The following is a 12,422-nucleotide window of genomic DNA, read 5'->3' as shown; positions in this document are numbered from 1 at the left end:
GAGGCCGGCGACGACGCGAAGGTCGAGATCGTCGTCCCGCCGGACGGCGGCCGGGCACGTCGCGGCACCGCCTCGCCCGCACCATCGCCCACGGTGGGAACGGGCAGATCCGTCAGGCCTACCGCGACGGCCAAGAAGACCAGCTCGCCGCCCTCGGTCTGGTCCTGAACGCCGTGGTGCTGTGGAACACCGATACCTGGATGCCGCCCTCACCGCGCTGCGCATGGCGGGCGAAGCGGTGGCCGAGGAGGACGTCAAGCGCCTTTCCCCGCTGCAGAACCACCACATCAACTTCCACGGCCGCTACGCCTTCGAAGCCACCTCGCCGTCCCAGGGTCTGCGGCCCCTGCGGGACCGAACGGCTCCCGAGGACACCGACAGCGAGGAGTAGAGCCCTCGGGTCTTTGCGTCAGCGGCCGGTCTACTCATGGGCGACGGCCGGGCCGAGCCCGGCCGGGAGGTTGCCGACGACGAGGGACACCGCGGCGTCCGCGGTGTGGGCGAACCCGATGACCTCCGAACTTCGAGGACGGCGGACACGGAACCGCCCGTCATGCAGAGGATCGACCGACGGCGCCTGAACTGACCACGGGTAGCTCGTGAAGCTGCTGAAGTTCAGGCTGAAATGGCTGGTGAAGGGGTAGAACTGCCGCAGTCTCGGCTCCGCTCCGGCCGCCTCGATCAGGGACACGATGCCCGGGTAGGCAGTTCCCGGTTTCAAGATCTCGTGCCGCATGTGATGCCACTGCCAGACGAGCAGCAGTTGCTGCCAGCGTGCCTCCACGGTCGCCGCAGGTCCAAGCTCGCGGGCCGCGGCGAGATCGGGAAGTTGCGGCCTCGGCGGGATGTTCGGCGTCTGGCCGGGGCCGTCGGGGCTCATCGTCGCGGTGTCCTTCCCCTCTCTCAGGTGTGGATCGGGAAGGACGCCTGGAACGCCAGGCGACCGTCGGCGTCATCGCCGATGCGGGAGAGGACTTCGTCGAGAGCGATGAACTCCTCCCATGCCGCCCGGCCGGTTTCTTCGGCCAGCCGGGCAACGACGAGGTCCTCCAGGTCGGAGACGCGCTTGTTCTTCCAGATCTTGTCAGCAAGGCTCACCAGGAGGTCCTCCAAGCCGACACGGGGCTCGGCCCACGACGCGTGTGTCGCGGCGAAGCGAGCGAGCTCCGGGCTGACGCCGCGGCCGAGCAGAAGAGCCTGTCCAGCCTCCTCGTGCGCCGCTCCTGGTCCAGAGAGCTCGGAGACGTGCACCGTCTTCCCGATGTCATGTGTCGCGGCCCCGAAGAGCACCGCCTCGCGGTCGAAAAGCACGGCTGGGTGGCGCTCTTTCATTCAGCCGACCACTTGGTGCGCGACATCGTGGACGGCCCGCAGGTGAGCCGCCAGCCGCGGTGAACTCCCCAGCTCGGTCAGGAGCTCTACGACGCGATCAGGCAGCGGGCGCAGCGGCGGGTCGACGGTGCAGCCCATAGCCCTCGACAAAGCGGTGTCGGTCGTCACCGCGTCAGGGTACTGACCGCGGCCCTCTTTTATGTCCGATAGGGGAACCCCCACCGAGCAATCGCGATTTTGCCCGGTCGGAATGATCGACCTGCGCCGACGGCGTCTCATTTAGGGTGTCCGGTGATCTGTACGGTGAGCGGGGGCTTACCGTACGGTCCGGGCATGAGCGAACGCGTCGGGTACGCGAGATGCAGTCTGGACAAGCAGGACCTCACAGCCCAGCGCGAGATCCTGCTCAGCCTGGACGTCCCGGAGGACCGGATCTACCTGGACCACGGACTGACCGGAACCAATCGCGACCGGCCCGGCCTGGCCCAGGCCCTCGCGGCGGTGCGCGCCGGCGACACCCTCGTCGTCCCGAAGCTCGACCGCCTCGCACGCTCCGTCCCTGACGCCCGCGACATCGGCGACTCGCTCACCGCCCGCGGCGTCAAGCTCTCGCTCGGCGGCACCCTCTGCGCGCGTGGCTCTGCAGAGAGCTCGGAATCCTGCGTCAGGAACCGGGACCCCAAGGGCTGACTGTCCCTGAGCGTGGCGTCCGATAAGGAGATCGTCGCCGCTGTCGCCCAACTGCGGGCCGAGATTGATGCCCTCAAGCAACCCAGCGACGGTACAGACCCGCGCTGGTCGCAGATCGACTACCTGATCTTGGAGGGGCGCAGAAATTCAAGGCCTGCAGAGGATCCGTGACGAGTCCGACGGCGGCATTCACAATGCGCTCGACCTGCTGAATCACCGCTGCATCCGGCTACACCAAGACCGCCCGATTACGTAGAGCTGCTTGTCACTTCGCGGCAGCTTCGGGAGTACAGGGCCTACTACGGTGCCGAACGATCTGGCTGACGGGACGCCTGGCTGTCGGCCCGTGAGCCCGTTCGAGGCCGTTGATCAGACTCAGAGTCCGGCGCGCTCGGCGACATCCGTGTCGAAGATGACGAGCACATCGTCGGTGCACAAGTAGAACGGCCCCGGCCCGTCAGGCTCGTAAGTGGCCGAGCGGCCAGAGGCGATCCACACCTGCCCGGTGGCGGTCCGCAGGTGGATGGCTTCCGGCACCGGACGCGGGGCGCCGTGCTCCTCGCCGCACCACTGGATGCGGCACGACTCGATCGGGGCGGACACGACCCCGGCCCAGAGGGCGTGATCCGCGACCACGACGCGCGCCGACCCGCCCGGCTCGTCGATGCGGGAGAGGAAGTCGCGCATAGGCGCCAAGTGGAGCTCGACCCCGTAGTAGTCGAACGTGCTGCCCCACACAGCCGAGTAGGTGCCGCCGTCGTCCATGATCAGCTCGACGCCCATCGTGGGTTCGTGCCACGCGCCGTAGTCCCACTCGTCGGGATCGGTGCCTTCGTCTCCGACCATCAGCACGAAGTAGTCGACCGCGACGATGGTTCGTCCGCGCAGGCCGGCGACGAGTCGTTCGTAGCTATCGGAGGTCAGGAGCGGCGCGGTACTCACCGGGACATCCTGGCGGTGGGGCCCCGACCTGGGCGAGCCGATTTCGCGGGTCGGGGACGGGCAGGGACGGGCCGCCTATCGGCGGAGAGCCAGATCGTGATCCTTCTCAGCGCCAAATCCTGTACCGGAACTACTCGGCCCCGGGCACCCGCCATCGCCCAACCCGCCACGCCCGTCCCCACCCCGCGCCGCCCCCTCTCCCGCCCCCAACCCCGGCCCCGGCCCCGCCAACCTCCGCCGGACGGCGGGCCCGTGGGCGAGTCGTGGTGATGGGGATGGTGTTACGTGAGGGTTCTGTGGGGCTGGTTGACCGCGAAAACGCGGGGCACTAGACCTCTGTCTGACGAAGAGAGCGCTCTCAACGGGCGTACACAGCCTGCACGGTCCCCCACCCGGTCAGGAGAGACACGCATGTCGGCCACCCGCGGCGCAGCACTCGCGAGAGCCGGGCCTCGTGCGGCGTGAGCACGCCCGCCCGCTCATCCCCCACCCCCACCACCGCGCCGCCGTGGACCGGTCGGAGCCGCGCCGGCGCAACCCCCACATTCCGATCGGGACAGGAGATCGCATGTCCAGCGGACAGGAAGACGAGCAGGAGAACTCCGCGTACGAGCCAGGCCGTTCGGGCCCCACGGCGCACCGGGCCCGCAGGTCGAAGCTCCGGCTGGCCTTCGCCACCGTGGCCGTCGCCGCGTTGAGCCTGGCCGGGATGACGGCCGCGACGGGCACCGGAGGCGCGGCCACCCCCACGGCCGCCGACGTCCCCGTGGCCGCCGCGCCGAACGACGTGCCGGGGCCGCCCGCCGGGTTCACCACGACCTGGAGCGACGACTTCAACGGCGGGGCGAACACCGGCGTGCCGAGTTCGGACTGGAAGTACGACACCGGCCCGGGCAGCAGCTTCGGCACCGGTGAGATCGAGACCATGAGCGACAGCACCTCCAACGTCTACGAGGACGGCAACGGCCACCTCGTGCTCAAGGCCCTGCACTCCGGCTCCGATCCCAGCTCGGGCTGGACGTCGGGGCGGATCGAGACGCAGTCGTCGTCGTTCGGCGCTCCGGCCGGCGGTGTGGTCGAGATGCAGTCCTCGATCCAGCAGCCGGACCTCAACACCTCCAACGGGGCGGGTTACTGGCCCGCGTTCTGGATGCTGGGCTCGACCCTGCGTACCGGCACGACCTGGCCGACCTCGGGCGAGGTCGACATCCTGGAGGACATCAACGCCCGCAGCTCGGTGTTCGGCACGCTGCACTGCGGCACCAACCCCGGCGGCCCCTGCAACGAGTCCACCGGCATCGGCTCGGGCGAGCACGCCTGCTCCGGCTGCCAGACCGGCTACCACACCTACGCCGTGCAGATCGACCGCTCGGTCTCGCCGGAGCAGATCCGCTGGTACCTCGACGGCCAGAACTACTTCACCGTCAACTCGACACAGGTGGACGCCACCACGTGGGCGAACGCTGTCGACCACCCGTTCTTCATCATCTACGACCTGGCGATGGGCGGCGGCTTCCCTGACGCGTTCGGCGGCGGCCCCAACGCCTCCACCGTCTCCGGCGGGCAGATGAACATCGACTACGTGGCGGTCTACAACAAGGCGCCGTAGGGCCGGAGTCGCCGCTCCGCGCAGCGGTGAACGGCCCCCGACTCACCTGACGGCAACGCGGCAGGGCGGCCCGGACCCGGAGTCCGGTCCGCCCTGCCGTGCGCGCGGCGAACGGGCGGACCGGCCCCGGTCGCTCCGGCCCGGATGTGCCGCAGGCGCCTCAGGCGGCAGAGGCGTCAGACCGCCAGGACGATCTTGCCGGTCAGCCGGCCCGCCTCGCTCGCGCGCTGCGCCTCCGCCGCCTCGGCGAGCGGATAGGTGTGGTGCAGGGCGATCCTCAGCTTTCCCGCGGCGAGCAGGGAGAGCGCCTCCTCGTACCCGGGCCGGGTGCGGTCGGTGTCGCCGCCGCCCCCGGTGAACGCGATGCCGTGCTCCGCGGCGGTCGCGGCGTTGGCGACGGTGATGACGCGCTCGGTGCCGCCGGTGAGGGCGACGGAGTCGATCAGCGCCTCCGGCCGCCCGGAGAGGTCGAAGGCGGCGTCGACCCCGCCGGGCGCCAGGGCCCGGACCCGCTCGACGAGCCCGTCGCCGTACCGCACCGGGATGACGCCCAACTCCCGCAGGTAGGCGTGGTTGTCCTCCCGCGCGGTGCCGATGACGGTCAGGCCGCGGGCGACGGCGAACTGGACGGCGACGGAGCCCACCCCGCCCGCGGCGCCGTGCACGAGCAGCGTCTCGCCGGAGCGCAGGCCGAGCGGCTCCAGCGCCCGGTAGGTGGTCTCGGCGGCGACCGGCAGGGCCGCGGCGTGCGCCCAGTCCAGGGAGTCGGGCTTCACGGTGAGCAGATCCACGTCGGCGAGGGCCTGTTCGGCGTAGGAACCGGTGGCGGTCCGGCCCAGTACCGGGGTGCCGGCCTCGAAGCCGGTGACGCCGGGGCCCACCGCCTCGACCACACCGGCCACTTCGAGGCCGGGCACGTGCGGGAAGGCGACCGGGAAGAACTGCTGCATGGCGCCCGTCCTGATCTTGCTGTCGAGCGGGTTGACCCCGGCGGCCCGGACCGCGATCCGCACCTGCCCGGCTCCCGGCTCGGGCAGCTCGACGTCGACGGGGTGCAGCACGTCCGCGCTGCCGAACTCGGTGAAGGCGATGGCCTTGGTCATGGCGTGTCCCGTTCCTGGGTGTCTCGTCGGCTTGCGTGAGCGAGGGCGGCGGGCTCTCCGGAAGGTCCCCGGTCGGGCGCCGCCTCGTCCAGCATCCCTCCCGACGGCCCCGATCCGACCGGCTCTTGGGAGGGTTTCGCCTGGCCGAAAGACCAGTCCGCCCGGTCGGGTGACGCCGTACGGTGGAGCGCATGCAGACGCATGGCTGGAAACGCCCGCAGGACGCGCTGGCCCGCGCGCTGACGGTGATGTCCGCGCCGCTCCCCGACACCATGGACCGGCTGTCGGAGGCGCTGGCGGACGTCGTGCCGCATGTGGGCCTGGCCCGGCTGGCCAGCGTGTGCGCCTTCACGCCGACGCAGTTCGCCGGGAACGCCGAGCTGACCGGCCGGATCACCGCGGCCGAGCTGGGGCGGCTGGCGGAGCGGGTGACGGTGGGGACGCCGTGGCTCGGCGAGGCGGAACTCGCCGGTGGGCGGCGGCCGGTGCTCGCGGTGGCGGTGGTGGTGCCGGGCACGCACGTGCTCTCGCTGCTCGCGGTGGTGCGCGCCTCGGACGAACCGCTGGAGGAGGACGCGGCGGCGGTGACCCAGGCGCTGTGGGACGTGGTGATGACCCACACCCGGCGGCTCACCGCGGAGGCGGGACCGGTGACGACGGCCAGTTCCCGGGCGGCGGCCGGCGCGCGGGCGCGGGCCATCGCGGAGTTGACGGACACGCACGCCAGCGCGCTGTCGGCGATCCTCGGCGCCCTGCGCGCGCCGTCGCTGGACGACCGTACGGCCCGGCGGGCGGCGGTGGACCTCGCGGTGGCGGCGCTGGTGGAGACCAGGGCGGGGCTGGAGCTGGACCGCACGATGAGCGAGGAGCCGGCGGACGCGGCGTTCGGCCGGCTCACCGACGAGTTGCGGGCGCTGCTGCGCTACAGCCCGGTCGCCCTGGACCTGCGCCCGCCCGGTTCGCGGCGGACGCTGCCGGCGGACGTGGCGCACGCCGCGCGGGCCGCGGTGCGCGGCGCGGTGCTGGCGATGCTGGAGCAGGGCGAGGAGCCGGCCCGGCTGCACGTGGGCTGGGCCCTGGAGCAGGAGAGGCTGCGGGCGGTGGTGCGCGACGACGGCCCCGGGCTGCTGGGGCTGGACGCGCTGGAGTCGCACCGGGTGCCGGACCGGCTGGCCGCGCTGGACGGCGGGGTCGAGGTGGACGCGCTGCCCGGCTGGGGCACCGCGGTGACGCTGACGGTGCCGCTGGACCCGCCGGTCGCGGCGCCCGCCGGCGGGCCGCCGGGGACGAAGGACGCGCTGGCGTCGCTGCACCCCAGGGAGCGGGAAGTGCTGGAGCAACTGGCGCTCGGCCGGCGCAACCGCCACATCGCGGCGGAGCTGCACATCAGCGAGTCGACGGTGAAGTTCCACGTCGCCAACATCCTGGGCAAGCTCGGCGCGGGCTCGCGCGGGGAGGCCGCGGCCATGGCCCACGGCGCTGACCTGGCCCCGGGCCTCGGGGCGGCGATCCCGGCTCAGGCGGACGCGACGGGCCCGGTGAAGGACACCGGCTCGGGTCCGCGGCCCGGCGCGGGAAGCGGGGTGCGCAGCGCGCGGGCGGCCCGGGAGAACGGCACGGCGGCCGCCGCGGCCCGCCCGGCCCACGCGGTGCGCACCCTGCGCGCGGCCGGCGACTGAGCGCGGGGAACGCGGCGGGTGCGGGCGAAGACGTAACGCAGCAGCAGGAAGCGGGCGATCCCGGCGGCCCCGGAGGCGGCGAGGTAGACGCCCTGCCGCACCAGGGCGCCGCCGCCGGTGTGGCACGCGTCGTAGCCGATCAGCGCGCCGGTGGTGAAGAGGTACGACAGCAGGACGGTCAGCCCGCTCGCGCAGTGGTCGCTCCAACTCGCCCGGCCGCGCCGGAAGGTGAAGCGGGTGTGCAGTTCGGTGGCGAGCAGGGTGGTGACGACGGTGACGACCGCGTTGGCGGCGGCGACCGGTGCGCGATCGCCGATCAGCAGCAGCGCGCCGCTGCCCAGCAGGGTGACCCCGCCGCCGAAGACGACGAACCGGACGAAGGCCGGAACGGCGCGTGCCGCCGCGCTGCCGCCGCCTGTCGCGGTTGCTGTCATGGTGCCTGCCACGGGGTTCTCCTCATGTTGCCGACCGACCCCCCGACTCTCTCGCGGCGGCGTGGTGCGGCCCATCCGGCTCATCCCCCAACTCGTCCGGGGGCATACCCCACCCTCGTCTCAGGGTGGACCCTGACAGGATCCCACCAGTCACATAAGCATTCTCTATATGAAAAGGTAATGAGAGATTTTAGCCATCATTTACAAGGCGGTGGCACATGTCACCCTTGCATCGTCAAGTAATATGCCCGGTTTGTGGCGAGAGACACGCTTCCCGAACTTGCCCTCGCACCCCGAACCGTGCGAGAGTCGAGAGCAACGGCCGCCGAAGACCCGAGCTCGGCCGTTCCCCGGACGCCGCGGAACACCCCCCCTGCTTCGCGGCGATGTTGAAGAGGCCCTTCCGCTGTCATCCCCCCCGACGCGCGGAGGGCCTCTTCCTCTTCCGGCCCCACTTTTCCCGATCCTCCTCAGATCCGGTCGATCACCCGCAGCTCGAACCACGTGGTCTTGCCGCGCGGCTGGAGATCGACGCCCCAGCGGTCGGAGAGCTTGTCCACCAGGAAGAGCCCGCGCCCGCTGGTGTCCAGCTCCCGCACCGGCATGAGGCAGGGCAGCCCCCGCGACGGGTCGCGCACCTCCACCCGCACCCAGCCGCGCCGCCGGTGCATCCGCAGTCCGAACGTCCGCGCGCCGGTGTGCCGCACCGCGTTGCCGACCAGCTCCGAGACCAGCAGTTCCACGGTGTCGGCGAGGTGCGGCAGGCCCCACTTCCGCACCACCGACAGCGACAGCCGGCGGGCGGCGGAGGCCGACTCGGGGCGGGAGGTGAGGCGGACCTCCTCGATCGAGGGGTCGCCCAGCAGCTCCAGCGCCTTCGCCGCCGCGTCGGCTGCGTCGTCGGGGTCGTCGGCCTCACCGGGGTCGTCCGCGTCCGGGAACGAAGCCGTCCCCGCGACGTGCTCCACCTGTCGCGGCCGTTCCGCGCCACCCCGTCCCGCCATGCCTTCATCATGGCCGTAACGGGACGGCTTCGCCGGGTAACCCCGGGAATTCATCTGAACCGGCGTCACCCCGCGGGCGGGTCAGGCGAACTCCGCCTTGCCCGGGCCGTTCTCGACGAAGCTGCGCATGCCCTCCTCGCGGTCGGCGGTCGCGAACAGCCCGGCGAACAGGGTGCGTTCGAGGGTGAGTCCGCTGGTCAGGTCGGTGTCGAGGCCAGCGTCCACCGCCTCCTTCGCGGCCCGCAGCGCGTACGCCGGACCGCGGGCCAGCTGCCGGGCCCAGGCCAGCGCCTGGGCATGGACCTCCTCGGCGGGGACCACCCGGTCGACCAGGCCGAGGGTGTGCGCCTCGGCCGCGTCCACGGTCCGGCCGGTGAAGATCAGGTCCTTGGCGCGGGACGGGCCGATGAGCCGGGCCAGCCGCTGGGTGCCGCCGGCGCCCGGGATCAGCCCGAGCAGGATCTCCGGCTGGCCCAACCTGGCGTTTTCCGCGGCGATCCGGATGTCCGCGCACAGGGCCAGCTCGCAACCGCCACCCAGCGCGTACCCGTTGACGGCCGCCACCACCGGCTTGGGGATGCGGGCCACCGCGGTGAAGGCGTCCTGCAGGCCCCGCGAGCGGTCCACCATGTCCTGGTAGGACATGGCCCGCATCTCCTTGATGTCCGCACCCGCCGCGAACACCTTCGGGCCGCCCCAGACCACCACCGCCCGCACGTCCGCCCGCGCGGCGGCCTGCTCGGCCAGTTCCTTGAGCAGATCCTGCATCGCCGCGTCCAGCGCGTTCATCGGCGGCCGGTCCAGCCGGATGGTGCCGACACCGTCGTCGACATCGAGGGTCACTGCGGTCTCAGTCATGACCGGAGCGTACGACGACGGCCCGCCCCCGACGAAGGGGGACGGGCCGCGACATCAGCCGGTTCCGAGGGCCAACCACGGTGAGCGAGCCAAAGGGCGCGCCGGTGTCGAAAGGGAGAACACGCGCAAGCCCCGACGAAGGAGGGACTGAGCATGATCGACCGTCGACACCGGGTCAAAGCGCCCGGAGGCGAGCGAACACAATCAGGCAGTCCACTGGCTCCAGGGCATGTTCCAGCCGTTGAGGCCGTTCCACCACTGGACCGTCTTGTCGTGGGAGTTGGTCACCTGGACCACGTCCCCGATGATCGAGTTGTTGTAGAACCAGGCGGCCGGGGTGCTCGAGTCGCCGGCGCCGCGCACGTCGTGCAGGCCGACGCAGCCGTGACTGGTGTTGCTGTGGCCGAAGACGGAGGTCGCCGCCCAGTAGTTGCCGTGGATGAAGGTGCCGGAGTTGGTCAGCCGCATCGCGTGCGGCACGTCCGGGATGTCGTACTCCCCGCCGAAGCCGACCGTGTCACCGTTCATCCGGGTCTTGATGTACTTCTCCGAGATCACCATCTTGCCGTTGTACGTGGTGTGCGCCGGGGCGCCGGAGGAGATCGGGATGGTGCGGATCGCCTTGTTGTCGCGGTAGACGGTCATGGTGTGCTTGGCCGCGTCCACCACGCTGACCTGGCGGCGGGCCACGGTGAAGTGCACCGACTTGTCCTGCTTGCCGTAGACGCCGGGCGCGCCCTCCACCCCGTCGAGGTTCAGCTTGAGGGTGACCTTGGTGCCGGCCGCCCAGTAGTCCTGCGGGCGGAAGAACAGCTGGGTGTCGCCGTTCCAGTGGCCCGCGATCGGCACGGACGGCGACGCGGTGACGCTCAGCCCGGCCTCGACCGCCTTCTTGTCGGTGATCGGCCGGTTGAAGTTGAGGTACACCTCCATGCCGACGCCGACGGTGGAACCGTCCTCCGGCGTGAAGAACCCGATGAAGGTGTCCTTCGGCACGATGGTGGTGAAGGTCGCGTGCTTGTCGGACTCGCGGCCCGCGGAGTCCTTCGCGGCTGCGTCCACCGTGTACTCGGTGGAGGTGTTCAGATGCCCCGACGGCGCCCAGCCCAGGCCGTCGGAGGTGATGCTGCCGTCCACCGCGTGGCCCTTGTCGTCCTTCACGGTCACCGAGGACAACTTGCCACCCGTGGTCGACACCTTGAGCGCCCCGGTCGTGGCGACGTTGCTCGCCCCGTCCTTGGGCGAGATGTCGACGACGGCCTTCGAGACGGTCGTGTCCGGTGCGCTGGTCGACGCACCCCCGCCCTTGCCGTCGCTGCCGGAACTCGCGGCCTTGCTGCCGCCGCCGTCGGGACCGCACGCGGTCACCGCCAGCATCATCGCCCCGAGCACCAGCGCCGCGGCCGCATGCCGTCTGGCACGCGACGCCACCCCTATCGGCTTCAACGTCCCTACTCCCCTACCGCGCGAAACACCCGAAGTCCCCCTGCCAGCGCAAGACAACCATATGGACCCCGAGCTGATGCCACGGAATTGTCACCGTTCCGTCCCAAGTGCTGTCCGGGTGTCTACCCGGAAGTCGCTTCCTCTCAACGCCCGGTTCAGCCGCGCGAGCACAGGCGGTCACCTGTACGGATCCGCCGCCGCCGGAGTGACGTTTCGACCTGCCGTACGAGGGGGCACCGCTCAGAGCGCGGAGCCCGCGGTCCACTCCGGCCAGGTCAGGTTCCACCCGCTCATCCCGTTGTCCGGGGCGACCGTGCGGTCCGGGGAGTTCACCACGTCGACGGTGTCACCGATGAGGGACTCGCCGTAGAACCACCCGGCGGGCGTGTCCGCGCCCCCGCCCTTGCGGTCCTGGAGCCCGACGCAGCCATGGCTGACGTTCTCGGTGCCGAACACCTGCGGCGGCGACCAGTAGTTGCCGTGCACGAAGGTGCCGGAGCTGGTCAGCCGCATCGCGTGCGGCACGTCCGGGATGTCGTACTCCCCGCCGAAGCCCACGGTGCTGCCGTTCATCCGGGTCACCGCGTACTTCTCGGAGATCATCATGATCCCGTTGTACGTGGTGTGCCGGGCGCTGCCCGCCGAGATCGGCAGCCGGCGCAGCAGGTGGCCGTCGCGGACCACGGTCATGATGTGGTCGGCCACGTCCACGGTGCTGCGCTGGTCGCGCCCGATGGAGAACGACACGTCCTTGGACTGGGTGCCGCGCACCCCCGGCGCGCCCCGCACCCCGCGCAGCCGCAGGTGCAGGGTGACCCGGGTGCCCGGCCGCCAGAACCGGGCCGGGCGCAGGTCGATCCGCTCGTCGCCGAACCAGTGCCCGGTCACCTCGACCGGCGGCACGCTGGTCACGCTGATCCCGCGCTCGACGGCGGCCCGGTCGGCGATCGGCCGGGTGAAGTCCAGGGAGATGATCATCCCGGTGCCGACGGTCGTCCCCCTCTCCGGGGAGAACACCCCGATGAACGTCGGCGGTGTCGTCGACGGCCCCGGACTCGCCGACATCTTCCCCTTGTCGTCGGAACCGCCGCCCGAGCCGCATCCGGCGGTCAGCACCGCCAGCGCCGCCACCGCCGCGGCGAGCACCGCGACCGGGCCCTTCGTTGCGCGCTGTGCGCGCGTCACCAGACCTGTCACGCAAGGTCAACGACCCGGCGCCGGGTTGGTGACTGCGGGGCGGCATCGGGGTGACGGGCCACCCCTGAGGGGAACACTCCTTCCAGGGACACGGTCGGCCGCCGGGCACGGGACGCCTGGCAGCGCCG

The 12,422-nt window shown here is 71.5% G+C and carries 10 protein-coding genes and 2 pseudogenes; 4 read left to right on the top strand and 8 right to left on the bottom strand.

Features of this window, described 5'->3' with window-relative positions:
* Positions 1-59: 59 nt before the first annotated feature.
* A pseudogene (locus C4U44_RS42330) lies at positions 60-391 on the top strand (Tn3 family transposase); the annotation flags it as partial.
* Positions 392-421: 30 nt separating this feature from the next.
* Here the strand turns inward: C4U44_RS42330 and C4U44_RS40980 are convergent.
* Positions 422-880, bottom strand: coding sequence for a DUF6193 family natural product biosynthesis protein (locus C4U44_RS40980; RefSeq protein ID WP_107503975.1), 459 nt, complete (start codon positions 878-880; stop codon positions 422-424).
* A gap of 23 nt (positions 881-903) precedes the next feature.
* A pseudogene (locus tag C4U44_RS06620) lies at positions 904-1,470 on the bottom strand (HD domain-containing protein).
* Between the two features lie 195 nt (positions 1,471-1,665).
* Here C4U44_RS06620 and C4U44_RS06615 point away from each other — a divergent pair.
* Positions 1,666-2,022 carry a recombinase family protein gene (locus C4U44_RS06615; protein WP_200823151.1) on the top strand — a complete coding sequence of 119 codons (357 nt, stop codon included), beginning with the start codon at positions 1,666-1,668 and terminating at the stop codon, positions 2,020-2,022.
* Positions 2,023-2,397: 375 nt separating this feature from the next.
* Here C4U44_RS06615 and C4U44_RS06610 read toward each other — a convergent pair whose 3' ends face one another.
* Positions 2,398-2,964 carry a hypothetical protein gene (locus C4U44_RS06610; protein ID WP_103884646.1) on the bottom strand — a complete coding sequence of 189 codons (567 nt, stop codon included), beginning with the start codon at positions 2,962-2,964 and terminating at the stop codon, positions 2,398-2,400.
* Between the two features lie 568 nt (positions 2,965-3,532).
* Between C4U44_RS06610 and C4U44_RS06605 the strand changes: the two genes are divergently transcribed.
* Positions 3,533-4,573, top strand: coding sequence for a glycoside hydrolase family 16 protein (locus C4U44_RS06605; protein ID WP_235031844.1), 1,041 nt, complete (start codon positions 3,533-3,535; stop codon positions 4,571-4,573).
* 176 nt (positions 4,574-4,749) lie between these two features.
* On the opposite strand, the gene C4U44_RS06600 is transcribed toward C4U44_RS06605, so the two are convergent.
* Positions 4,750-5,676 carry an NADP-dependent oxidoreductase gene (locus C4U44_RS06600; protein ID WP_103884645.1) on the bottom strand — a complete coding sequence of 309 codons (927 nt, stop codon included), beginning with the start codon at positions 5,674-5,676 and terminating at the stop codon, positions 4,750-4,752.
* Between the two features lie 191 nt (positions 5,677-5,867).
* Here C4U44_RS06600 and C4U44_RS43415 point away from each other — a divergent pair, with 191 nt between their 5' ends.
* Complete coding sequence (locus C4U44_RS43415; protein WP_103884644.1) at positions 5,868-7,355, top strand: helix-turn-helix transcriptional regulator; 1,488 nt, start codon at positions 5,868-5,870, stop codon at positions 7,353-7,355.
* Between the two features lie 904 nt (positions 7,356-8,259).
* Here the strand turns inward: C4U44_RS43415 and C4U44_RS06590 are convergent.
* From C4U44_RS06590 to C4U44_RS06575, 4 genes are all read right to left on the bottom strand, one after another.
* Entirely contained in the window at positions 8,260-8,793 is a 534-nt protein-coding gene (locus C4U44_RS06590) for an ATP-binding protein (RefSeq protein ID WP_103884643.1), read from the bottom strand.
* Between the two features lie 81 nt (positions 8,794-8,874).
* On the bottom strand, positions 8,875-9,651 hold the full coding sequence (locus C4U44_RS06585) for an enoyl-CoA hydratase/isomerase family protein (RefSeq protein WP_103884642.1): 777 nt from the start codon (positions 9,649-9,651) through the stop codon (positions 8,875-8,877).
* A gap of 204 nt (positions 9,652-9,855) precedes the next feature.
* Entirely contained in the window at positions 9,856-11,031 is a 1,176-nt protein-coding gene (locus C4U44_RS06580; protein WP_103884789.1) for a L,D-transpeptidase, read from the bottom strand.
* A gap of 306 nt (positions 11,032-11,337) precedes the next feature.
* Positions 11,338-12,282: a L,D-transpeptidase gene (locus C4U44_RS06575; protein ID WP_235031841.1), complete on the bottom strand. Its 945-nt coding sequence runs from the start codon at positions 12,280-12,282 to the stop codon at positions 11,338-11,340.
* Between the last annotated feature and the right edge of the window lie 140 nt (positions 12,283-12,422).

The sequence above is a fragment of the Actinacidiphila yanglinensis genome, assembly GCF_900107965.1.
GTDB classification, from domain to species: Bacteria; Actinomycetota; Actinomycetes; order Streptomycetales; family Streptomycetaceae; genus Actinacidiphila; species Actinacidiphila yanglinensis.
Note: the sequence above shows the minus strand (reverse complement) of the source record. Positions and strands in the feature narration are given on the sequence as shown.